General features: G+C 69.8%; 22 protein-coding genes. 18 read left to right on the top strand and 4 right to left on the bottom strand.

The window, feature by feature from the left end; translation table 11 throughout:
* From V2J85_RS10160 to V2J85_RS10140, 5 genes are all read left to right on the top strand, one after another.
* A partial coding sequence (locus V2J85_RS10160; RefSeq protein ID WP_330821403.1) for a PP2C family protein-serine/threonine phosphatase occupies positions 1-606 on the top strand: 606 nt, incomplete at its 5' end.
* Positions 607-913: 307 nt separating this feature from the next.
* Positions 914-1,168 carry a DUF6400 family protein gene (locus V2J85_RS10155; protein ID WP_261954371.1) on the top strand — a complete coding sequence of 85 codons (255 nt, stop codon included), beginning with the start codon at positions 914-916 and terminating at the stop codon, positions 1,166-1,168.
* A gap of 2 nt (positions 1,169-1,170) precedes the next feature.
* Positions 1,171-1,401 carry a hypothetical protein gene (locus V2J85_RS10150; RefSeq protein WP_261954370.1) on the top strand — a complete coding sequence of 77 codons (231 nt, stop codon included), beginning with the start codon at positions 1,171-1,173 and terminating at the stop codon, positions 1,399-1,401.
* Positions 1,402-1,806: 405 nt separating this feature from the next.
* On the top strand, positions 1,807-2,718 hold the full coding sequence (locus tag V2J85_RS10145) for an SCO6745 family protein (RefSeq protein ID WP_261954369.1): 912 nt from the start codon (positions 1,807-1,809) through the stop codon (positions 2,716-2,718).
* Positions 2,719-3,347: 629 nt separating this feature from the next.
* Positions 3,348-4,196 carry a hypothetical protein gene (locus V2J85_RS10140; RefSeq protein WP_410011346.1) on the top strand — a complete coding sequence of 283 codons (849 nt, stop codon included), beginning with the start codon at positions 3,348-3,350 and terminating at the stop codon, positions 4,194-4,196.
* 267 nt (positions 4,197-4,463) lie between these two features.
* Here V2J85_RS10140 and V2J85_RS10135 read toward each other — a convergent pair whose 3' ends face one another.
* Positions 4,464-5,165, bottom strand: a complete 702-nt coding sequence (locus V2J85_RS10135) for a TVP38/TMEM64 family protein (RefSeq protein ID WP_261954367.1) — start codon at positions 5,163-5,165, stop codon at positions 4,464-4,466.
* Between the two features lie 72 nt (positions 5,166-5,237).
* Between V2J85_RS10135 and V2J85_RS10130 the strand changes: the two genes are divergently transcribed.
* From V2J85_RS10130 to V2J85_RS10120, 3 genes are all read left to right on the top strand, one after another.
* Positions 5,238-5,411, top strand: a complete 174-nt coding sequence (locus V2J85_RS10130) for a hypothetical protein (protein ID WP_261954366.1) — start codon at positions 5,238-5,240, stop codon at positions 5,409-5,411.
* Positions 5,412-5,520: 109 nt separating this feature from the next.
* Positions 5,521-6,693, top strand: a complete 1,173-nt coding sequence (gene tuf / locus V2J85_RS10125) for an elongation factor Tu (protein WP_261954365.1) — start codon at positions 5,521-5,523, stop codon at positions 6,691-6,693.
* A 390-nt stretch (positions 6,694-7,083) separates the two neighbouring features.
* Entirely contained in the window at positions 7,084-7,953 is an 870-nt protein-coding gene (locus V2J85_RS10120) for a spermidine synthase (protein WP_261954364.1), read from the top strand.
* Between the two features lie 374 nt (positions 7,954-8,327).
* Here V2J85_RS10120 and V2J85_RS10115 read toward each other — a convergent pair whose 3' ends face one another.
* Entirely contained in the window at positions 8,328-9,635 is a 1,308-nt protein-coding gene (locus tag V2J85_RS10115; protein WP_330821401.1) for an MFS transporter, read from the bottom strand.
* 313 nt (positions 9,636-9,948) lie between these two features.
* Between V2J85_RS10115 and V2J85_RS10110 the strand changes: the two genes are divergently transcribed.
* Together V2J85_RS10110 and V2J85_RS10105 are read left to right on the top strand one after the other, a co-directional pair.
* Positions 9,949-10,404, top strand: a complete 456-nt coding sequence (locus V2J85_RS10110) for a DUF4442 domain-containing protein (RefSeq protein ID WP_261954362.1) — start codon at positions 9,949-9,951, stop codon at positions 10,402-10,404.
* Positions 10,405-10,766: 362 nt separating this feature from the next.
* The gene (locus V2J85_RS10105) at positions 10,767-11,417 is read left to right on the top strand and encodes a DedA family protein (RefSeq protein WP_261954361.1); all 651 of its coding nucleotides are present in this window, start codon (positions 10,767-10,769) and stop codon (positions 11,415-11,417) included.
* Positions 11,418-11,638: 221 nt separating this feature from the next.
* Here V2J85_RS10105 and V2J85_RS10100 read toward each other — a convergent pair whose 3' ends face one another.
* The gene (locus V2J85_RS10100; protein WP_261954360.1) at positions 11,639-11,848 is read right to left on the bottom strand and encodes a hypothetical protein; all 210 of its coding nucleotides are present in this window, start codon (positions 11,846-11,848) and stop codon (positions 11,639-11,641) included.
* 188 nt (positions 11,849-12,036) lie between these two features.
* Positions 12,037-14,118 (bottom strand): ATP-binding protein, encoded by a 2,082-nt coding sequence (locus V2J85_RS10095; protein WP_419836757.1) that lies wholly within the window; start codon positions 14,116-14,118, stop codon positions 12,037-12,039.
* A 333-nt stretch (positions 14,119-14,451) separates the two neighbouring features.
* Between V2J85_RS10095 and V2J85_RS10090 the strand changes: the two genes are divergently transcribed.
* From V2J85_RS10090 to V2J85_RS10055, 8 genes are all read left to right on the top strand, one after another.
* Positions 14,452-15,447 (top strand): alpha/beta hydrolase, encoded by a 996-nt coding sequence (locus tag V2J85_RS10090; protein ID WP_261954358.1) that lies wholly within the window; start codon positions 14,452-14,454, stop codon positions 15,445-15,447.
* A 168-nt stretch (positions 15,448-15,615) separates the two neighbouring features.
* Positions 15,616-15,972, top strand: a complete 357-nt coding sequence (locus V2J85_RS10085) for a DUF4333 domain-containing protein (RefSeq protein ID WP_261954357.1) — start codon at positions 15,616-15,618, stop codon at positions 15,970-15,972.
* Positions 15,973-16,515: 543 nt separating this feature from the next.
* On the top strand, positions 16,516-17,730 hold the full coding sequence (locus V2J85_RS10080; protein WP_261954356.1) for an ATP-binding protein: 1,215 nt from the start codon (positions 16,516-16,518) through the stop codon (positions 17,728-17,730).
* Positions 17,727-18,140, top strand: a complete 414-nt coding sequence (locus V2J85_RS10075; protein WP_261954355.1) for a roadblock/LC7 domain-containing protein — start codon at positions 17,727-17,729, stop codon at positions 18,138-18,140. Before V2J85_RS10080 ends, V2J85_RS10075 begins: the two co-directional genes overlap by 4 nt.
* Positions 18,137-18,517 carry a DUF742 domain-containing protein gene (locus V2J85_RS10070; RefSeq protein ID WP_261954354.1) on the top strand — a complete coding sequence of 127 codons (381 nt, stop codon included), beginning with the start codon at positions 18,137-18,139 and terminating at the stop codon, positions 18,515-18,517. The genes V2J85_RS10075 and V2J85_RS10070 overlap by 4 nt, the downstream gene beginning before the upstream one ends.
* On the top strand, positions 18,492-19,082 hold the full coding sequence (locus tag V2J85_RS10065) for a GTP-binding protein (RefSeq protein ID WP_261954353.1): 591 nt from the start codon (positions 18,492-18,494) through the stop codon (positions 19,080-19,082). Before V2J85_RS10070 ends, V2J85_RS10065 begins: the two co-directional genes overlap by 26 nt.
* 10 nt (positions 19,083-19,092) lie before the next feature.
* Entirely contained in the window at positions 19,093-20,457 is a 1,365-nt protein-coding gene (locus V2J85_RS10060) for a cytochrome P450 (protein WP_330821399.1), read from the top strand.
* 222 nt (positions 20,458-20,679) lie between these two features.
* Entirely contained in the window at positions 20,680-21,813 is a 1,134-nt protein-coding gene (locus tag V2J85_RS10055; protein ID WP_330821398.1) for a cytochrome P450, read from the top strand.
* The last annotated feature ends 53 nt before the right edge of the window (positions 21,814-21,866 follow it).

The raw sequence follows: 21,866 nt of genomic DNA, 5'->3' as shown, positions 1-21,866 counted from the left end.
GCCTCCACCCCCGCCCCGTCCCCTGGTTCCGCCCGCGCTCATGCCCCCGTCCTCGCCCCCGCTGCGACGCCTGCCTTCGCGCCCGGGCCGGAGCTCGTCGCCAGCCCCATCCCCGACTTCGCACCCGTCGACGCTCCAGGCCCCGGCGCTGGCCGGGGCCTCCCCGACCCCGAGGAGACATTCGCGACCGTCGCACTGCTGGACATCCCCGACCACACGCCCGTACTCCACACCATCACCTGCGGCCATCCCCCCGCCCTGCTCCTACGCGACGGGGCAGCCCTCACCCTCCACCCCGAGCGGCCGGCGCTGCCCATCGGCCTGGGCGGCCTGCCCGGCGCCCCCGCCTACGAGGTCGAGACCTTCCCGTTCGAGCCGGGCGATCTCCTGCTCCTCTACACGGACGGCGTGACCGAGGCCCGGGACGCCCAGGGCGCCTTCTACCCCCTCGCCGAGCGTGCCGGCGTCTGGAGCGGCTGCAGCCCGCACCAGCTTCTACGGCACCTGCGAGCGGATCTGCTGGCGCATACCCGCGGCAAGCTGGGCGACGACGCCGCGGCCGTCGCCGTACGACGCCGCCCCGCACCCCCGTCAGCCGGCCCATGAGCCCGCGCTCACGCCCACCACCATCAACGGCCCGAACGGCATCCACCAGGCGGGAACGGCCCCCTCACCCACGCCATGCCGACCCCGTCATCGACGCCCCAACCAAACTCGTCCCCGAACCCCTCCCAAACCCCTCCCCAAACCCCTCGCCACCCCCACCGACAGGCCGCCGGCGTGGTCCTGGAGGCGCCCTAAATATGCCCCCAAATCATCCCATAACCCCCTCCCCTTCTCCCTGACGCTTCCTCAGTGCCGCCCCACTTGATAGACACGTCCGAATCATCCGCAAGTGGTATGGACGCGCACCATGAATGACCGCAACACCACGGACGACCACATAACCGAGCCGTCCGAGATCTTCGAATTCGACCTCACCACCCACGAAGCCCGGCGGCGGGCCGAAGTCGTCGCCGCCCTGGGTGACACCTGGGACCCCCTCACGGTGATGGAGGACGAGGCAGCCGCCCACCGGCTCCTCTACTCGGACCTGGACGCCGACCAGCAGGCCACCTACGACATGCTGGTCGCGGCCAACGTGCTGCCGCCGTCCGAGCAGGGCTGAGCATGCTGCCGCTCGACCCCACCGCCGACATCGGCCGCCGCGCCTGGATCCCGTGCCCCCGCTGCGAGGACCACCAGGACTGCGGAACCTGCCTCGACGGCCGCACGTGCACGGACCACTGGCGCTACCTCCTCTCCAACAAGGGCAGCGTGCTCCATCTGCAGTGCCCCAACTGCACCCACCTGTGGACCTGGCAATCCGGCTTCGGCGCAGCCGACCGCCCCACCCCCTGACACCAGGACCACCACCGCCCGCCCCAGGGCCTGCAGCGTGTACGCCACATCTCACCGCCCGAGAAGGTCACGCCCGAGAAGGTCACGCCCAAGATCGTCACGCCCAAGATCGTCACGCCCAAGATCGTCACGCCTGAGAACGTCCTCGCGCTGGTCAGGACGGACACCGGCCGGTCGAGGCGGCGCGGCCCGGGGCAATACGCCACGGTCCCGGCCCGACGGGTGCAGTCGGTGCCACGCTCGTAGATGGCGTTGAGGTGCACCTGATCACCCGAGAAGAACTGGCTGCACCACATCGCGGGGAAGTGGAAGCCCAACCCCCACACGTTGCCGCCCACACGTTGCGCGCCGCACATCTCACGCCACACGCTGCGCCCGTTCCCCCGCGGCGGTAGCGTGCGGGGCATGGAGCTGCACGCGCGATCGCTTTGGCTGGTGACCGAGCCCCTGCACGCGGTCTGCTATTTCGACGAGAAGTGCCGTGCCCTGGGCAAAGACCTCGGCCTCAAGGGCTTCTGGATGGGCTATTTCGCCTCCCGTACCGCTCCGCTGGGTGCCGTGGAACCCGCTGCCGCCACGGCCGTACTGGGTGTCTTCGCGCCCGGAATGGTGGCCCGGGCGCTGCCCGCCGCCTGGAGCGTGGCCGGTCCGGCGCACATCCTCGAGGAACGCGGCAGCCGCGCCGCCGAGGCCCTGCGCAGGATCGACCCCGATCTGGAACACCGCACCACCGACCTCCTGCCCCCGCTCCAGGCCCTCGTCGACGAGGCACCGGCCACCGCACGCCCCCTCTTCGCCGCCAACCGCGCACTCTGCGACCACGCCGACCCCGTCGAACGGCTCTGGCAACTGGTCACCGCCCTGCGTGAGTTCCGCGGCGATGCGCATCTCGCCGTACTCGCCGACGAGGGGCTCGACGGCTGCGAAGCCCTCGTCCTGGCCGCCGCCTCCGGCCGCGTCCCCAAGGACACCATCCAGCAGGACCGGGGCTGGAGCGAGGAGGAATGGGCCGCCGCCACGGACCGGCTGTGCTCCCGAGGCCTCGTCGACGCAGACGGCCACGCCACCGAACACGGCCTGCAAGAACGCGAACGCATCGAGAACGCCACCGACCGGCTGGCCGGCCGCATGCTGCACGCGCTGCCCGAAGCGGAGACCGAAGCGCTGCTGCACGCCCTGGACGCCGCCGTCCGCCGCGTCCTCGCCGCGGACGTGCTGCCCTTCCCCAATCCGATCGGGCTGCCCCACCTCGACGAACCTCTGCCGCATGCCGCGGGCCGACCCCCAGGCCCGGGCGCTGCCCCTCCGGCCCCCTGAGCCCCCGCAGTGTCTGCCCCACGTCCTCCGTGTCGCAGGCAGGCGGCGCCTAAGCGGTGACCGGCTCGTTGAACCCGGAGAGGCGTATGGCCACGTCCAGCGGCCCTCGGGCCGCCTGAGCACGCTCACGCGACTTCACCAGGCGCTCAACGGCCCCGACCCACACCTCGAGATGCAGCGCGCGCACCCTCAGCTGCCGGAACCGCTCCACCACCGTCCTGCGACGCTCGCCGTTCACCGCACCCTGCCGCCTGTCGACGACTCGTACAGCCTCCGAGCACCTCAGCGAAAAACGACCCCTCATGTGTCCCCCCTGAATACGATCGCCGCGAACAACGCACCGCGCAGAGCGACGCCTTGCGGGGAGCAACGCACCATGCGCCCGCGCCGCCCGCGATGAAAATCTCACTGATCACGACACTAGACCAACCCACTGACAATCCACGCTGCGCGCGAACCCGACCGCGTGGCCAGGCATTACGCCATCCGGTGCCTTCCGGGGCTCTCCGCTCCGGCCCACGCGGAGTGATTTTCATCTGGTGGTTCGATGGGTGCTTTGGGGTGCTTTGCTACGGCAGGTCGGGACACCTCTGCCCAAGATGCGTTGAACGGGTATGGATCCTAGAGAGTTGTGGGACCGCAACGCCGTGTTGGCAGAGGCGTTTTGCCTGGGAGACGAACGCGTGCGGGAGGCGCAGGCCAGACTTGACGAGGCCCAGGCCGACCGGTCACGAGTTCTGGCGGCGTTCGCGGTCACAGTAGGCAGCACCGGCGCAGTGGCCGGACTTTTCGGGCTCAACGAGCGGGAAGTGCGCATCGCCCGGCGCACGGTGGGCAAGGACGACGCCCGGGCCGTCGCCGAGGAATTGCTCGCCGCAGCCGTCCACACCACGCCACCCCGCGAACCGGAAGAGACCCCACCGGCCCCCGACAACTCTGCGGAATACTCCCACCACAACCCCGCCGCCGCGCCCCGCACCAACGGCCACACCCGCGAAGGCGGCACCGGCACCGCGTCAGGACCATCCGACCAGAATTGGTCCCCGGCCATGGACGCGGTCCTCATCGGCAGCTGGCAGACCGGCGTCGACCTCCGCGAACTCGCCGCCGAATTCGGACTCGACCTCACCCGCCTGGTTACCCGTGCCCAACAGCTCTCCGCCCAGGGGCGGTTCTATCCGGGACCGACGGAAACCCACGCGGGACGCCACCGCCGAGGCCCCGGCGACGTCCATGAAGGCGAATACACCATCCCCGCACAGCAAACGGCCGCCTGGAACGCGGCCCCTCCCGCACACCCCATGGCCACCGCCTGGCAAACCGGCACGATGCCATCGACGGAATCCGTCCCCGACGTCACCGCCGCCCTCGCTTCCGAATGGGACAACGCCCTCGCCCCCTGGGGCACCCTCGCCCCCACCCACGAGGACCCCGCACAGGCTCCTCAGCCGTGGACCCAATACCACCTGAGTTCTTGATCAGTTACGACCTGTTTCGAAATCAGTCACGACCTGTTTCGACCAGTTACCGTCACCGGCCCCATTCCCTACCAGGCACCACTGCCGGCCACGGTCGGCCCGACCAGCTCCCCGCCCTCCCGACGTTGTTTCCCGTACGACGCCCCCCACCCCGCGACACCGCCGGCCCCCGCCACCCGCCCGGGCCGGCACTTGTCCCACTCCCGCTCCCGCTCCCACCCCCGCTCCCACTTCATCCCCTACGCCGACGGTGCTCACCCCGCTGCCTCAGCGCCCGCGCCAGGCCTCCCGCTTGCGCCACGCCACCACCAGCGCCCCCAAAGCACTGAGCGCGAGAAAAGCCATCGCCAACAGGAACATGGGCGACGACGGGGTCGCCGCCCGGGCACCGGCCACCGCATAAGCCGCCGTATTCGGAAGGCTGCCGAGCGCCGTGGCGAACAGAAAAGGGCACCAGCCCACACGAGAAACCGCAGCACAGTAGTTCCCCGCGCAGAACGGCAGCCCGGGGAACAGCCGGACCGCCAGCATCGAGCGGAAGCCGTGCTCACTCAACTGCCGGTCGGCCGCCGCCAGCCAGCGCGCCCGCAACAACGGCCGCAACGCCTCCTGGCCCAGCAGCCGCCCCAGCCCGAACGCCAGGCCGGCCCCCAGCACCGTACCGACGAGCGCCGCCGCCAGCCCCGCCACACTGCCGAACAGCGCACCCGCAGCGAGATTCAGCACCGGCCGCGGAACAAAAACCGCGGTGCACAGGCCGTACGCCACCGCGAACACCACCATCGCGGTCGCCCCGGACAACTGCGCCGGCCAGCCACCCGACAAAAGACGCTGCGGCTCCCAGCGCAGCATCGCCACCGCACCACCGGCCAACAGGACGCACAACAACACCAGCCGCAACCACGGAGAACACACCGCACGAGCACAGCGAGCGGCAAAACCGTGGCCAGAGGCGGCAGGGGCGAACACCCCGGGAGCGTAACCGACCGGCAGTGGATAAATCGTTCGACGCCGCGACGCCCGCCCGGCACCATATGACCCATGTCCCGGTACGCCTTCCTGTCGCTCACGTCCGCAGTCGCGGACGAGCTGAAGGCTGCCGCCGACTTCCTCGCCGCAACACCCACCCGGGCCACTGCCGCGATGCCCACCAAGGCCATCGCCGCAGCAACCGCCCTGGCCACCGCTGCCGCCTTCGACGGCGCACGAAGCTGACCCTCTCCGGATCGTCCGGCGGACCCCGCAGGGGGAGGGTCGGCCAGGCCCAGGGGTCCCCACGGCGCCAAGTCGCCGTTCTCACCGCATCCTTGCGAGGAAGAAAACCATGCCCAAGACGGCATACGTGCGCACCAAGCCGCACCTGAACATCGGCACCATGGGCCACGTCGACCACGGCAAGACCACCCTCACCGCGGCCATCACCAAGGTCCTCAGCGACCGTGGCACCGGCACCTTCGTGCCGTTCGACCGGATCGACCGCGCCCCGGAAGAGGCCGCCCGCGGCATCACCATCAACATCTCGCACGTCGAGTACGAGACCGGCACCCGCCACTACGCCCACGTCGACATGCCCGGCCACGCCGACTTCATCAAGAACATGGTCACCGGCGCGGCCCAACTCGACGGCGCGATCCTCGTCGTCTCCGCCGTCGACGGGATCATGCCGCAAACCGCCGAGCATGTACTCCTCGCCAAACAGGTCGGCGTACGCCACATCGTCGTCGCCCTCAACAAGGCCGACGCCGGCGACCCGGAACTCACCGACCTGGTGGAGCTGGAGGTCCGCGAACTGCTGAGCGCGCACGGCTACGACGGCGAGCACGTACCCGTCGTACGCGTCTCCGGCCTGCGCGCCCTCGAAGGCGACCCGCGCTGGACCGAGGCCATCGCGGCGCTGCTCGACGCCGTCGACACCTACGTGCCGATGCCGGAACGCTATGTCGACGCGCCGTTCCTGCTTCCCGTGGAGAACGTCCTCACCATCACCGGACGCGGCACGGTCGTCACGGGAGCCATCGAGCGCGGCAGCGTACGGGTCGGCGACCGGGTCGCCGTGCTCGGCGCGGACACCGAGACCACGGTCACCGGCCTGGAGACTTTCGGCAAGCCGATGGAATCCGCCGAGGCCGGCGACAACGTCGCACTGCTGCTCCGCGGGACGCACCGCGACCAGGTACGCCGCGGCCACGTGGTCGCCGCACCCGGCAGCGTCACACCGCGGCGCCGTTTCACCGCCGAGGTGTACGTGCTCTCCACCGAGGAGGGCGGCCGCCGCACGCCGATCTCCACCGGTTACCGCCCGCAGTTCTACATCCGCACCGCGGACGTGGTCGGCAACCTCGACCTCGGCGAGCGCGGCATCGCGCGCCCCGGTGAGACCGTGACGGTCACGGTCGAACTGGGCCGCGACGTCCCCTTGGAGCCCGGCCTCGGTTTCGCCATCCGCGAGGGCGGCCGCACCATCGGCGCCGGCACGATCCGCACTGTCACCACCTGACCCAGCGCCCCCGTGTCGCGCCCCGTACTCCAGACCTTCTGCTCTGCGAGTACGGGGCGCGACACGGCCACGAGCAGGGAACCCGTGCACTCACGCCCGCGCACTCATGCCCGTGCACTCACGCCTGTGCACTTACGAGGGCACGACCGCCCCAGGGGGCCCCGGCAACCCTGGCCAGACGGGCATGTCCGGCCCCAGGCCACAGCACCGGATTGACGAAATGGGATGTATCGACACAAAGTAGCCGGTCGGCCGTCACCAGCCCCCGGCCCGGCCGGTCGGAAGCCACCAGCCACCGGCCCGGCCGGTCGGCAGACATTCGCCACCGGCCCGCCAGGCGCCGGCCCCCAGCCCTCCAGGCGCAAACCACCGGCCCGGCACAATGGAGCGGTGGACGAAAGAACGGTGGACGCAGCGCCCGAGCCCATACCCGTCACCCGGTCCGTGGATCACGGCACCGCCAAGTTGCTGCCGGACGTGGACCGGCCGCGCGCCTGGCTGCTGACCGTGGATGGCGCCCCGCAGTCGTACGTCGACCTGGACGCGCCCACGCACCTGGAATTCGAGTACGTGCGTCGCCTCGCCCACGTCCTGGACGAGCTCGCCGACCCTGGGCAACCGCTCGATGTGCTGCACCTCGGAGGCGGGGCCATGACCCTGCCCCGCTATCTGGCCGCCACCCGTCCACACTCCCGCCAAAACGTGATCGAAGCCGACCGGGGCCTGCTCGCCCTGGTGACCGAAGCCCTACCGCTCCCCGGCGACAGCGGTATCGCCGTGCGCGCGCAGGACGCTCGCGCGGCACTGGGGGAGGCACCCGAAGCGAGCGTTGATGTGATCGTGGCCGATGTCTTCGGCGGCTCGCGGGTGCCGGCGCATCTCACCTCGGTCGAGTACGCACGCTCTGCCGACCGGGTGCTGCGGCCGGCCGGCCGCTACATCGCGAATCTCGCCGACAGTGCGCCCTTCGACTTCCTCCGCGGCCAACTCGCCAACTTCGCCACGGTCTTCGAGCACCTGGCGCTCATCGCTGAGCCCTCTGTGCTCCGCGGTCGCCGGTTCGGCAACGCCGTCCTGGTCGCCTCGCATGCGGAGCTTCCGATTGCGCCGCTGGCCCGGCGCGCGGCCGCGGACGCCTTCCCTGCGCGGGTCGAGCACGGTGCGGCGCTCCGGCGGCTGATCGCGGACGCGCTGCCCGTGCGGGATGCCGAGGCCGTGGCGTCCCCGGTGCCACCGGCTGGTGCCTTCAGCGTCGGCTAGCGGTGACGGAGGCGGTGACGGTTAGCGGCAACGTTGGTTGAACGGGGCAGGGGCAGGGGCAGGGGCAGGGGCAGGGGGTGGGGGGGTAGCGGTTGGCCGGCACCGGCGTCGGTCGGTCCGCCCTTTCGCTCTCCGGTCGCCCTCATTGGCTGTTCCCGGCCGTTCTCATTGGCTGTTCGGTGGCCTCATCGCGGTGTTTCGGTTGGAGCCTCGTTTCGGCGGCGGGTGCGGCGGCGCCTGGCTGCCTGGGGCCCTGGGGTTCCTGGGGTCCTGTGGTTGGGGCAGTTGGGGTATGGGGCCTTTGGGGTTGGGTCCTGTGTGCCTCCTTTGCCTTGCTGGCTGCCGTGTGTGCCTCCTCTTATCTCCGGCAACGATTACGGAGTGTTATTTGTTCCCGTGATTTTATCACTTTTAGTGATGATGGGGGAGGGGGAAGGTGAGAGGGGTGCGGGGTTGCGGCGGGTGAGGTGGCGGATGTCAGGGACGCAGAGGACCGCGGCGGTGAGGAGGGCGATCAGGGCTGAGCAGGACCAGAGGGCGGCGGTGCGGCCTATGAGGTCCTGGACGGGGCCGGCGAGGGCGGTGGCGAGAGGGATCATGGAAACCGAGCCCAGCCAGTCGTAGGAGGAGACTCGGGAGAACTTCTCCTCGGGGATCTCCTGGTGCAGCGCCATCATCCACGTCACCGAGAAGACCTCGATCGCGATGCCGGTGCCGAACATGAGGGCCGTGAGGCCGGGGGCCGGCAGCGGGATGGCGAGTGCGGCGGACGGGAGGGCGAGCGGGAAGACGCACAGTGTGCCGGCCAGGAGGAGGCGGCGCGGTTTGATGCGGGTCATGAGGAGGGCGCCGATCGCCGTGCCCGCGCCGAAGGCGGCCAGTGCCAGGCCCCACGGGCCCGGGCCGCCCAGATGATCTTCGGCGACCAGCGGTCCGTACACCGCCTCGGCTGCCGACACCACCGCGTTGACGATGGAGAACTGCACCACCACCGCCCACAACCACGGTCGTGAGATCACCTCGCGCCAGCCGTCCCGCAGATCGTGGAGGATTCCGCCGCCCGCGGCCCGTTCGGGGATGCCGCGCACGTCGAGGAAGGCGCGTAGCGCCCCGGCCAGGGCGAACGCGGCGGAGTCGACGGCCAGTACCCAGCCGGGGCCCACCGCGGCGACCAGTGCGCCGCCGAGTGCCGCACCGCCGATGTTCGCGCCGCTCATGCCCATCCGGAACACCGCGAACGCGCGGCCCGCCTGCTCCCCGGAGACGCTGGCGAGCAGCATGCCCTCGGAGGCCGGGGCGAAGAAGGCCTGCCCGGTGCCGCCGAGCGCGGCCAGTACGGCCATCTGCCACAGGCGTGGCTCTCCGGTCAGGACGAGCAACGCGAACAGGCCCTGGGAGATACAGCTGAGGGCGTTCGCGGCGACCATGACGTGATGGCGGGGGAGTCGGTCGGCGACCGCGCCGCCGACCAGCAGGAAGAGGACGAGGGGGATCGTGCGGGCGGCGGCGACCAGTCCTACGTCGGTGGCGGAGCCGCCGGCGGCGAGGACCGCGAAGGCGGTGGCGATCAGTGCGCCCGAGCTGCCGAGGCTCGCGATCACCGTGGCTCCGGTGAGGAGCAGATAGTTGCGTCCCGCCCAGCTGGGGCGCGTCCTCGCGTTGTGTGGTTGTCCTGGCCGCATGGGCGTCAACGATATGGCGGGAGGGGGGTGGGAGGGGGTGGGGATGACGAGGATGGGTGGAGGGTGAGGGCCACCCCGGCTGGGGCTGGGTGACGGTGTCAGGGGAGCCGGGGCAGGTCAGGGGAGCCAGGGCAGTCGAGTCCGCCGCCACGGGGCCGGGTTCGTGGGGTGTTGTGGCTGCGTGGGTTGTGTGCGCGTGGATTCTTCTGGAGCGCGTGGATTCCTCTGGGGTGGGTGTGGTCCTGAGCGGGGAGTGGGTGTGGGTCTGAGCGGGGCCTTCACAACTAAGCTACCGCTAGGTAACATCGCTGGCATGTCCTCTGAGACCCTGCCGTCGATCGGCGAAATGATGGCGGCCTCCGTGCCGATGGTCCGTACGCTGAACCTCGAGTTCACCGAGACCAGCGCCGAGCGCGCCGTGGTCCGCATGCCCGACCAGTCCGACTTCCACAACCACGTGGGCGGGCCGCACGCCGGAGCGATGTTCACCCTCGCCGAGTCCGCCAGCGGGGCCATCGTGATGGCGGCGTTCGGCAGTCAGCTCGGCCGGGCGGTGCCGCTGGCCGTACGTGCGGAGATCGGCTACAAGAAGCTCGCCATGGGGCCGGTGACCGCGACCGCGGAGCTGGGCCGGCCGGTGGCCGAGGTGATCGCCGAGCTCGACGCCGGAGGGCGCCCGGAGTTCCCCGTCAACGTGGCCATATCGCGCGAGGACGGCGCGGTCACGGGCGAGATGAGCATCGTGTGGACCCTGCGGCCGAATAGCTGATTCCGCTCCGCATAGCTGATTCCGCTCCGCGCTTCGCGGGTACCCGTTCCGTCCTTCGCGGGGACCGGGTACCCGTTTCTTTCTTCCTTCACGGGGCTCGCCCTGCTTCACGGGGGCGGGCCCGGTGTGCCGCCACTCTTTATGGCCGCAACCCTTCATGGGTGTCGGTGCGGCGCCGCACGTCTCCTCCCTCGGCGCGCCGCGCGCCGGATGTCGCTGACCGTACGTGGATTCGGCCCCCGGACGGCGCGATCGAGTACGCTGCCCGGGCGCCCTGCGGCGCGTCAGGGGATCGACCGGCACCGGTGTCATGGACACGGGGCCACGGCCCACGGGGGCCCTAGACAGCGGAGGAACCGGCGGTGCACATCCAGGAGTGGCTCGAGACCGTACCGGCCGTGAGCGTCTATCTCCTGGTGGGGGTGGTCATCGGCCTGGAGAGCCTGGGCATTCCGCTGCCCGGCGAGATCGTCCTGGTCAGCGCGGCGATCCTCGCCGCGACCCAGGACCACATCGATCCGTTCGTACTGGGTGCCTGCGCCTCCGTCGGCGCGATCGTCGGCGACTCCATCGGCTATCTGATCGGCCGCAAGGGCGGTCAGCCCCTGTTGCAGTGGGCCGGCCGGAAGTTCCCCAAGCACTTCGGTCCCGACCACGTCGCGATGGCGGAGTCGAAGTTCGACAAGTGGGGCATGTGGGCGGTCTTCTTCGGTCGCTTCATCGCGCTGCTGCGCATCTTCGCCGGCCCGCTCGCCGGCGTGCTGAAGATGCCGTACTGGAAGTTCCTGATCGCCAACGTGCTCGGCGGCATCATCTGGGCCGGCGGTACGACCGCGCTGATCTACACCGTGGGCATGGTCGCCGAGCCGTGGCTCAAGCGGTTCTCGACGTGGGGCCTGGTGGCGGCCGTGCTGTTCGGTATCGGCTCGTTCCTGCTCATGAAGTTCCGGGCGAAGAAGGCTGCTGCGGCCCGCGAGGCGGAAGAGACACGGGTTGCCGCTACGGTCGACTGAGCGACTGAGCGACTGAGTGACCGAGTGGCTGAGCGTCTGGGCGACTGAGCGACTGATCCGCGGCGATGCGGCGGTTGGCCGATGGGGCGCCACGGTTGGCCGACGGCGGCGGGGCGGTCTCATGGGTGATCCGGTCGATCTCGTCGATCCCGTCTGCCTCGGCAACTCGATTGTGTTGTGAGCGTTCAAGGCTTTTGATCAGGCACAGCCTGGTGATGACCTCACGGCATCAGCCAGATGTCGGGGCCGCCGTCGCGCCATTCGAAGACGCGGGTGTCGTCCCAGACGAACTTGGTGGTGCAGAAGCCGGCCCGGCGCAGTATCGCGGCCACGTCACCGGGGCGCAGCGCTCGTCCCAGGTCGTGACCGTAGAGCGTCACACGGCGGCCGCCGGAGGACGGCGGATGGACGATCACGGGGGCACGCTTCATGTCCCCAGGATGTGACCGGACCCACCCCTTCGCATCCTGAAAGCGATCGCGTCTTTACTCAACGTGACTACCTACGGGACGCGACCAGATGGCGTGACACCCGCCATGCCGCGCGTGCGTCGTGTCGTATGGCCACGGTGCTCACCACTACTCACCACTACTCACTGAGCTCACCCTGTTCACCCTGCTCACCCCGCGTAATCCCCGGCCCGGCGCCCCCGGTTGCCGTCCGGGTTCCGGTCCCGTCCCTTGGGGTGACGGCGCTGCCACCACGGCTCGCCCGCCGCGTCGTCGGGTGGCGGACTGCCGCTGCGTACCGCGCGGCGCAGACCGGAGAGCAGGTGCCGGGCGCCGGTGATGAACAGGGGGTCGCCGACGAGTTTCTTGGCCACCAGGGCCTTGCGGCAGGCTCGTAGTGCCGCCGCCGGATCGCCGTGGGCCCGTGCGGCCAGGGCATGGGCGTAGAGGATCGTCGAGTAGAGCCAGAAGTCGCCGTCGGAGTGGCGGGCCTCCCAGGCGCGCTGGGCCGCTGTCTTGGCGCGTGCCGCGTCGTGCGGTGCCAGGGCGATCGCGAGCAGCGCCCAGCTGTGCGCCGGTCCCGGGCCGAACCACGGGTCCCGGGAGTGGTGCCGGGCGGCCTCCTCCAGACAGGCCACGGCCGTCGCGGTGTCCTGGCGGTACAGGGCGAGTACGCCGTGGGCATGCGCGATCCGGGCCAGGCCGTCGGAGTCGGCGTGCATCACGGCGGCCCGCCATGCCTGGTCGAGCAGGGTCTCCGCAGTGGTGGTGGCGTGTTCCTGGGCCGCCAGATAGCCGGCCAGCCACAGCGCCCGGGCCCGTAGCGCGGTGTCCTCGCGGGAGAGCAGCAGCAGCCGGTCCAGATGGGCCCGCCCCTCTTGCCGGTAGCCGCAGGCCGCCCAGTGGAACCACAGGGAGACCGCGATCTCCAGGGCACCGAGTGCGTCCTCGGCGTCCTGTGGGGGATGGGTCAGCGCCGCGTCGAGGTTGTGCTGTTCGTCCTCGACGAGACGCACCGCGACCTGCTGGTCGGGTCCCTGCCAGGCGATCTGGGCCTCGGCCGCCAGGGCCGCGCACGCCTGCCGGAACCGGTGCCGGGCCGCGGGCTCCTCGCCCGCCTCGCGCAGCTGTGTCCGCCCGAAGTCGCGGGCGGCGCGCGGGAGTCGGTATCGGGGCGGCAGCGCGACCCCGGTGTCCGGATGCGCTCCGCCCGCGTCCCGTACGCATTCGACGACCGAGGCGCTGCGCAGCCGCTCCAGTGCGCCGTCGACGGCCCCTGCAGGAACGTCACTGCTGGTGCAGACGCAGCCGGCGAGCCACGGGTCGAAATCGCCGGGGAGGACCGAGAGCCTGGCCCAGACCCGGCGGTCGGTGGGTGAGCAGAGGGCGTAGCCGGCGGCGTGCGCGGCGTAGAGCGAGGTGTGCCGTACGGTCGCCGCCGGTCCCGAGTAGAACAGGGCGCCGTCCGCGCCCACCTGGACGGCGAGTTGTGGCAGCGACATCCGGTCGAGTTGGTGTGCGGCCAGGGCGATCGCCAGGGGCGAGCCCTCCAGTGCCTGGCACACCGTCACCAGCAGCTCGGGCGCCGCGGGCCCGGTACGGGTGGCGAGGAGCTCGATGGCCGGCCCGGCGATGCCCTCGCCGAGCGTCACCGGCAGCGGTGCGATCGCCGCGACCCGCTCCTCGGGGAGCCCCAGCGGACGGCGCGCGGTCGCCATGATCCGCAGCCCTGGGCCGGCCCGCAGTAGCCGGCGGACCAGTTGTGCGCACTCGTCGAGCACCGGGTCGCAGTCGTCCAGCAGCAGGGTCACGCGGTGCTTCCGGCAGTGCGCGGTGAGCGCATCGATGGCCGCACCGCCCGGCGCCACGGCGGGAGTTGGGGCCTCCGGCAGCTCTGCCTGCCCCGCCCGCCCGCGTCCCCTGGTGCCGACGCAGGGGTGTGCGGTGCGGTGGGCGAGGGCGCGGGCGGCCTCGCGGCGGGTGGCGGCGGCCGGGAGGCCCGCCGCGCGCAACAGGGCGTCGGTGACGGCCCCGTCGGCCAGTCCGTCCCAGCAGCCGACCCGGACCACCGTGCCGTCGTGCCGGGCGGTGTGCTCCTCCAGGACGGCGCGGGCCAGCACGCTCTTGCCCACCCCGGCGGGGCCGGTGAGGGTCACCAGCGGAGCGGTGTCCAGCAGTCCGGACAGCTGCTGGTGCTCAACGGCCCGTCCCACCACGCCGGGAAGGGTCGGGCGATCGGCCCACGCGGTCATCGGTCATCCCAACTACGGCGCGGCGTCGCGCCCTTGCTCGGTACGGCACGGGCGGGTCGCGCCCGTGCGATCCAGCTCTCCACGATGCCAGAACCGACCGTCCGGTAAACAACCAGCGGCCTTACCGAACGGGGGAAACCGGGACGGCGGCTTTGACGTGGCGGGCCGTCCCCTCTGGGCGGGAGAGGGAAGCTGCAGGTCATATGGGGCGGGGCGGGAACCGGGGGCTCGCCGGGCGAACGTAAAATGGTGCCTTTCGACGGGTGCCGTGGTGTGCCGTGGTGGCGATGTGACCGCCCCCGGCCGGCGCCCAGGACCGAGGAGATCGTCCCGATGAAGCGCGTGTTCCTCAGCGCTGCGACAAGTGTGGTGGCCATGGGGGTCCTGGCCGGTTGTGGCGGTGGGGTGGACACCGTCGACGCGTCGGGGGTTCCACGGTTACCGGCCCGTGCCGCGGACGCGATCAACGGGGCACCCCGGGTGGTGCCGCCGCGGGGGCCGCGCTCGGTCTTCACGCCCTTCCGTACGACCGGGGACGACGGCACGCAGGTCGTCAAGACGACGTGGCACGGCCGGAAGTCCGGGTTCACCGGTGAGATCTGGGCGTGGGTGCCGCCGCAGTACCAGCAGCCCCAGTACGCCGAGAGCGGCTTTCCGGTGCTGATCGCGCTACCGGGTGCGTACGGCTATCCCTTCAACTACTGGGCGGGGGCGCCGTTCGCGCTGGAGGAACGGATCGCGGAGTGGTCGCGGGAGGGCAAGACGCTTCCGTTCATCGTCGTGATGCCGGTGCTCAACCCGGAACGGAAGTACTACGACGGCAGCGACATCCCGGGGCAGCCGAAGATGGGCACCTGGTTGACCGAGGACGTGCCGGACTTCGCCCGGGCCAACTTCCGGACGTACGAGAGCCGTGACGGCTGGGCCTTCATGGGGTCGTCGTCCGGGGGGTTCGCGGCGCTCAAGGCGGTGCTGAAGGAGCCGCGGACGTTCAAGGCGGCGATCGTCAACGGGCCGGACACCGCCCCGGATTCGCCGATGTGGCGGGGGCATCCGGCGGAGATGCGTGCCAACGACCCCCGCCATCTGGCGCGGCGGCTGGTCGCGAGCCGGCAGCCGGAGGTCTATCTGGCCTTCGAGCTCGGCAGCAGGGAGGCCGCGGTTCCCGATGTGAAGCGCTTCATCAGGGACTATACGGGTGGGTCGATCCACTCGACGTTGTTCGAAATACCGGACGGTGTGCACAGTGCGCACACCTACATCCAGCGGATGCCCGAATCGCTGCACTGGATCAGCGAGCAGATGCAGGGGCCCGTACCGTCGGCCTGACTTCCGTGCGCTCGGGTCGGTGCCCGTCCGGCCCCGCTGCCTGACGCCTCGGCGCCTGGCCGGCCGCAGGGGGACCCGGTGTTGCCGCGAGCGGGTGGGCCGTGAGAATGGTGCGTGTCCCGGCCGTGGGTGCGGCCGGGGGCCCGGGTGCCCGCTGGAAGGAGAGTCGTGCGGTATCTGCGAGCGGCCGGCCTGCTGCTGGCCGGAACGGCTCTGCTGGCGGGCGGCGTCGCGGCCGGTGAGCGGTGGCTGGGGGAACGGGACGCGACCAGCGAGGTGAACGGCGTGACCGATGCCGTACCGCGCGACGAGGTCGCCCGTTCCATCTCGGGCCATCTGTCGCTTCCGGTGATCCTCAGGGGCCCGCGCTCGGTCGACTGCGCGCGGGACCTCCGGGCGGTCGAGGGGGCCCGGACCCACTGCACCGCTCACTATCTGCGCGGCACGGACCGCGACATGACCGTGCGCGTCGTCCGGGTGCAGGGTGACGAGATCACGTACGTGCATGACGCCCCGCACCGTTGAGTGCCGTCTCTTCCGCACGCCACCGGGTCACGAAGGGTCCGTAGTTGGGGTGCGCAGGCTCGCATGCACCGCTGTGCTCACGGCCGTTACGTTCGCTCCGGCCCGCCACCTTCGCTCGTGTGCTCGTTGCGATCGCGACGGCCGCAAGGGCCGGTGACCCGCTAGCGGTTCGTCAGGAAGTGGCCGGGCGGGTTGCCGCGGGGACCGGCAACGACGCCCAATAGACCCAAAGTGGGCGAATGTTGAATCTCCTTCAGGTGGATAACAGTTCACATCACCGTTGTACGGCGGACGTTGACGTGATGCTAAGATCATCGCACTTGCCAACGGGGTAGTCACCTGCTATGGCAAGAAAAGAAATCCGCGCATTGGCCTATGAAAATCGCCACCCCCGGGGAGAACGATGCCATTAGCCGGCCCATTGATGGCTCTCTGGCAGGCGACTGCGCGCGGCCGTTCACGTATGTCAGGGGCGGTGGGTGATTCTGTGCACCGCAGCCAGGCATACGACATCTGGTGGCTTCGTCGTCCGAAGAGAGTCCTATGACGCCATACTTCCAGGATCCAGCGCTGTGGGCATTGGTCGCTGGCACTCCTGTCGCCGCAACCGCGATTATTCGCGGACGAATGAAGATCGCGGAGCTGAGAAAAGAGAAAGTCGAACTCAAGCAGCACTACGCGAATCTTGAGGACCACTACGCGGAGGCCGTCGAGGAAGCGAAGGATCGGGCCGAAGAGGCCACCAAAACAACCCTGAAGGCCGCCATGCGGACCCTGCAGGGTCTGGCGAGTGAACAGCAGCTGGCGATTTCCAAGCTGCAGGAGACGTATGGCGAGCACAAGATCCTGCAGGATCTGCTCGACATCGACCACATGAATTCGCAGTTCGCGCGGCGGGCCCAGTCCATCGCCGTCCTCTGTGACGGCTGGCTCGGCCGGCGCCGCCAGGACGCCTCGCTCTACGACGTGGTCCGCAGCGCGAAGGGGCGTATTCGCCACTTCACGCGCGTCGAAATCCGGTCGCAGAGCCATTTCGGCATCGTGAGCCGTGCCGTGGAACCGGTGGCGCTGGTGCTCGCCGAACTGCTGGACAACGCGACCAGCTATTCGGCGCCCGAGACGGTCATCGAGATCAACATCCGCCCGGTGCCCAAGGGCGTCTGCATCGTCGTCGACGACGCGGGTGTCGGCATGAACGAGGAGGAGAAGGCGCGGGCCGCCCGGCTGCTGTCCAGCGAGAATTCCGCGAGCGTCTCCAGCCTCGGTAATCCGCCGCAGTTCGGTTTCACCGTTATCGGTGTGCTCGCCGCCCGGTACGGCTTCAGCGTCTCGGTCGACTCCACTTCTCCGTACGGCGGCGTGCGCGCGGTCGTCCTGCTCCCCGACGATCTGCTCACGTCCCTGCACGAGCCCGAGGAGAGCCCTGCCGTGGCCGCGTCGACCCCGTTGCCGCCCGAGAACCCTCCTGGTCAGACCGCTGATGTGGCCTCTCGTGGCTACCGCGGACCGGTCCCGTCGGCACCCGCCGCACCGCCCGCTCCGGCCGCCGCACCGGCGGAGCCGGAGACCACCGCCGGCGGGCTGCCCAAGCGCCGCCGCCGCGGTGCGATATCCATCGTGCCGGCCGAAGCCGAGAACGACCGGACTCCGGCCCGGGACAGCGCGAAGGCCGCATCCGTGATGGGCGCATTCCAGCGCGGCACCCAATCCGGCCGTCGATCCACCAATGCAAGCAGTGAAGGGCATGAGGTTCAGTGAACTACGATCTGTCGTGGATGCTTGACAGTGCTCTGGAATTGCCCGAAGCGCAGCATGCCATTCTCGTCTCCGCCGACGGTCTCCTCATGGCCCGTTCGAAGGAGGTCGGCCGGGATCACGCCGACACCGTCGCCGCCGCCATGAGCGGAATGCAGTCGCTGAGCCGCACCGTCGCCGACTTCTGCAACGGTGGCGCGCCCACGGTCCGTCCGCAATGGCGCCAGACGCTGGTGGAATTCGACCACGGCTGGGTTTTCCTCATCTCGGCCGGCGAAGGCGCCTATCTCGCGGTTTCCGCATCACCCGACGTCGACATGGCGGAGATCACCTTCCGCATGCAGCAACTGGTCGGCCAGCTCGGCAAGGCATTGACCAGTCCGCCGCGTGAGAGGGCCGATATTCAGCCATGACGACCGATGACGAGCCGGAGCTGGAACAGGAAGCAGCTGAATTAGTACGGCCGTATGTCATCACCAACGGCCGCGATCTCCTTGATGATCAGCAATTCTCGCTGATCACCCTGGTCACCGTGCACCCGGAACCGCCTCGCACCAAGCCGCTCGACCCGGAGCGGCTCGGCGTGCTCGATCTCTGTTCGGGCGGTTTCCTGTCCATCGCCGAAATCGCCGGGCACACCCGGCTTCCGGTGGGCGTCGTCAAGATTCTGGTGTCCGACCTCGTACACGAGGGCCACCTCTGTTCCCGGGCGCCCGTACCCAGCGCCCAGCTTGTCGACCGGCAAATCCTTGAGGAGGTGCTGAATGGGCTCCAGGCTCGCTTTGGATGACGGCGTGTACCTGCGCAATTCAGTGCAGACCGCGGCGAAGATCCTGGTGGTCGGGCACTTCGCCGTGGGGAAAACCACGTTCATCGGGACGATGTCGGAGATTCCTCCGCTGCGTACCGAAGAGGTAATGACCCAGGCCGGCCAGGGAATTGACGACCCGAAGGGCGCGCCCGGCAAGACCACGACGACCGTCGCCATGGACTTCGGCCGGCTCACCCTCAGCGACCAGCTGGTCCTGTATCTGTTCGGAACGCCCGGGCAGCAGCGCTTCGTTCAGGTGTGGGAAGACATGACGCGCGGGGCGCTCGGGGCGCTGGTCCTGGTGGACCCCGAGCGCCTTGAGGACTCCTTCCCTGTCATGGACCTGGTGGAACACTACGGAATCCCGTACGCCATCGCCGTGAACCGCTTCGACGGGACCCCCGTGCATTCGGTCGACGAGATCCGTGAGGCGCTGGACCTGCTTCCTGAGACGCCCGTTGTCAACTGTGACGCGCGGGACCAGCGTTCTTCGGCGGATTCCCTGATCGCGCTCGTCCGCTATCTCCAGTCCCGCCTCAACTAGGAGTTCAGGCATGCATTCTCATTCGGAATTCGAGACTCCGCCGCCGGGGTGCCCGGCACATGCCGACGGCAGGAGAACGTCCCTGTACGGCCCGGAATTCGCCGCGGATCCGCACGGCTTCTACGAGCGTCTCCGGCAGCACGGCCCCGTCGCCCCCGTCGAGCTCGCTCCCGGGGTGGAGGCGGAACTCGTCACGGACTACGCCACCGCGCTCCACGTACTCCAGAACCCGGACACCTTCGCCCGCGACTCCCGCCGCTGGCGCGCCCTGACCGAGGGCCGGGTGCCGCTGGACAGCCCCGTGCTGCCGATGATGATGTACCGGCCGAACTGCATGTTCTCCGACGGTGCCGACCATCTGAAGCTGCGCCAGGCCGTGACGGACAGCTTCGCGCGGCTGGACATGCACCGGGTGAGCCGGCACGTCGACCGGGTCGCCGCCTACCTGATCGACCAGTTCGGCTTCCGCGGCAAGGCCGACCTGATCAGCGACTACGCCCAGGTGCTGCCCCTGCTGGTCTTCAACGACCTGTTCGGCTGCCCCGCGGAGCTCGGCGACCGGCTGATCAGCGCCATCTCCAACCTCTTCGACGGCGTCGATGTGGAGCGGGCCAACGAGGCCATGGCGGGGGCGCTGTTCGAGCTGGTCACGCTGAAGCGCACCAGCCCCGGTGAGGACATCACCTCGTGGCTGATGCAGCACCCGTCGCAGCTGTCGGACGAGGAGATGGTCCACCAACTGGCCCTCCTCATCGGGGCGGGCACCGAGCCGGTGCAGAACATCATCGGCAACGCGCTGCGCCTGCTGCTGTCCGACGAACAGTTCGCCGACGGCCAGCAGGGCGCCGGCGTCCTGGTCGAGGACGCCATCAACGAGGTGCTGTGGAACAGCCCGCCGATCGCCAACTACGCCACCCACTACCCGGTCCATGACGTGGAGGTCGCCGGCACCAAGCTGGCGGCCGGCACGCCGGTCCTGATCAGCTTCGCGGCGGCCAACGCGGACCCGAGCCTGTCCGCCTCACGGCAGACGTTCAGCAAGCGGGCCCACCTGGCCTGGGGTGCCGGAACGCATGCCTGTCCCGCCAAGGACCCGGCACTGCTGATCTCCATCAGGGCCATCGAGAAGCTGCTGAACACGCTGCCCGACGTCGAGCTGGGCGTGCCGGCGGACACCCTGACGTGGCGTCCCGGCCCGTTCCACCGTGCGCTGATCGCGCTGCCCGCCCGCTTCACCCCGGTGCGCCACGCACGCCCCGAGGCGGCGCCGGCCGGCGGCGGTTCCCGTCCGGGGGACCAGCCGTCCCAGCAGCCCAAGGGCAGGTCGCAGAAGGGAAGCTGGTGGAGCGGGTTTCTCAACTGGTGGCGTGTGTGAGGTTAATGACAGTGTGAATGTGCGTTGACCGCATGAATGTTCAAGCTCGGGGGTATGCAGCGTTGGCGATTACTGTGTGATCTTCTGGAGGAAGGTGTCGCCGTGGAGCCCGCTCTGGCCACTGCCCCCGTTGACCGGCGCAGCGTGGTTTCGCTCTTCTCCCGCCTGCGCACGGGCGATGGTCAGGCAAATCCCTTGCCCTGGTATGTGAAACTCAGGGCGATGGGGGATATTGTCCCGGCGCCTTGGGGCGGGCACCTGGCGACGTCTTACTCCCTGTGCCACCAGGTATTGCGCAGCAGGGCATGGCGGGTGCCGGACAGCGGCTGGCGGGCCCGCCAGGTCGACGCGGCACGCTGGAAGGCACCCGCATCACGCCAGATGGGCGGCACCCTGCCCATGCTCAACCCGCCGGACCACACCCGGATGCGGCGGTCCGTGGGAAATGTCTTCGACCGCAATTCCCTGGCAGTGATGAAGAACTCCGTCGAGCGTACGGTCAATCGGCTGCTCGACCGCCTGGACGAAGAACTCGCCTTTGGCGCAGCCGACTTCTGCGCGCTGGTCAGCGACGAATTGCCGGTGATAACCATCGGCGAATGGCTGCAACTGCCGCCTTCCGATTACGCGTTGCTGCGGTCGCTCACCCATGACCAGGTATTCACCCAGGAGCTGTTTCCGACCCGAAGTCAGCTGGCCCTTTCCGACGAGGCCACCGGGCAATTGCGCGAGTATTTCACCGCGCTGGTGCGGGACCGCAGGAGGAATCCCGGGACGGACCCGATCTCTTCCTGGATCGCCGTATGGGACGACCTCGAACCCGACCGGGCGGCCGCGGACGAGGCCGTTTTCCACCTCGCGCTCTTCATGGTGCTGGCGGGACTGGAGACCACCTCCCACGTCCTCGCCGGGGCGGTCCGCCTGCTCCTGGAGCACCCGCGCCAACGGGACTGGCTGCGCACCCGTCCCGAGCACATACCGGGCGCCCTCGACGAGGTCCTCCGCTACGACGCCCCGATACACATGATCAGCCGGGTCGCTCCGGAGGACACCGTGCTCGCCGGGGTCACCATCCGCGAGAACGAGATGGTGCAGCTCATGGTCGGTGCCGCCCACCACGACCCGCGTCAGTACGCGCACCCCGAACTCTTCGACATCCGCCGGCGGTCCCCCCACCTCAGCTTCGGCGGCGGCATCCACTTCTGCCTCGGCAGCGCACTCGCCCGTATGGAGGCGGAGTGCCTGCTCACCGCGTTGCTCCGGCGCCTCCCCGGGTTGCAGCTCGCGGGTGCGCCCGGCTGGGCGTCCCGGGTGGCCTTCCGCCGCCTGATCACACTTCCGGTCGCCCGTGCCTGAGTCGCCCGGTGGACCGGGCTCCCACGAAGCGTGGAACAACGAACAAGGAACCG

It is taken from the genome of Streptomyces bugieae (assembly GCF_036352915.1).
Classification (GTDB): domain Bacteria; phylum Actinomycetota; class Actinomycetes; order Streptomycetales; family Streptomycetaceae; genus Streptomyces; species Streptomyces endophytica.
This window is presented reverse-complemented; position numbering and strand designations above follow the sequence as displayed.

Excerpts from the sequence above, each read along its gene's own strand:
- V2J85_RS10130 (WP_261954366.1), top strand. The coding sequence starts at position 5,238 with ATGTCCCGGTACGCCTTCCTGTCGCTCACGTCCGCAGTCGCGGACGAG.
- V2J85_RS10055 (WP_330821398.1), top strand. The coding sequence starts at position 20,680 with ATGGGGGATATTGTCCCGGCGCCTTGGGGCGGGCACCTGGCGACGTCT.
- V2J85_RS10090 (WP_261954358.1), top strand. The coding sequence starts at position 14,452 with ATGAAGCGCGTGTTCCTCAGCGCTGCGACAAGTGTGGTGGCCATGGGG.
- V2J85_RS10145 (WP_261954369.1), top strand. The coding sequence starts at position 1,807 with ATGGAGCTGCACGCGCGATCGCTTTGGCTGGTGACCGAGCCCCTGCAC.
- V2J85_RS10060 (WP_330821399.1), top strand. The coding sequence starts at position 19,093 with ATGCATTCTCATTCGGAATTCGAGACTCCGCCGCCGGGGTGCCCGGCA.
- V2J85_RS10115 (WP_330821401.1), bottom strand. The coding sequence starts at position 9,635 with ATGCGGCCAGGACAACCACACAACGCGAGGACGCGCCCCAGCTGGGCG.
- V2J85_RS10095 (WP_419836757.1), bottom strand. The coding sequence starts at position 14,118 with ATGACCGCGTGGGCCGATCGCCCGACCCTTCCCGGCGTGGTGGGACGG.
- tuf (WP_261954365.1), top strand. The coding sequence starts at position 5,521 with ATGCCCAAGACGGCATACGTGCGCACCAAGCCGCACCTGAACATCGGC.
- V2J85_RS10080 (WP_261954356.1), top strand. The coding sequence starts at position 16,516 with ATGACGCCATACTTCCAGGATCCAGCGCTGTGGGCATTGGTCGCTGGC.
- V2J85_RS10065 (WP_261954353.1), top strand. The coding sequence starts at position 18,492 with ATGGGCTCCAGGCTCGCTTTGGATGACGGCGTGTACCTGCGCAATTCA.
- V2J85_RS10150 (WP_261954370.1), top strand. The coding sequence starts at position 1,171 with ATGCTGCCGCTCGACCCCACCGCCGACATCGGCCGCCGCGCCTGGATC.
- V2J85_RS10070 (WP_261954354.1), top strand. The coding sequence starts at position 18,137 with ATGACGACCGATGACGAGCCGGAGCTGGAACAGGAAGCAGCTGAATTA.
- V2J85_RS10100 (WP_261954360.1), bottom strand. The coding sequence starts at position 11,848 with ATGAAGCGTGCCCCCGTGATCGTCCATCCGCCGTCCTCCGGCGGCCGC.
- V2J85_RS10110 (WP_261954362.1), top strand. The coding sequence starts at position 9,949 with ATGTCCTCTGAGACCCTGCCGTCGATCGGCGAAATGATGGCGGCCTCC.
- V2J85_RS10155 (WP_261954371.1), top strand. The coding sequence starts at position 914 with ATGAATGACCGCAACACCACGGACGACCACATAACCGAGCCGTCCGAG.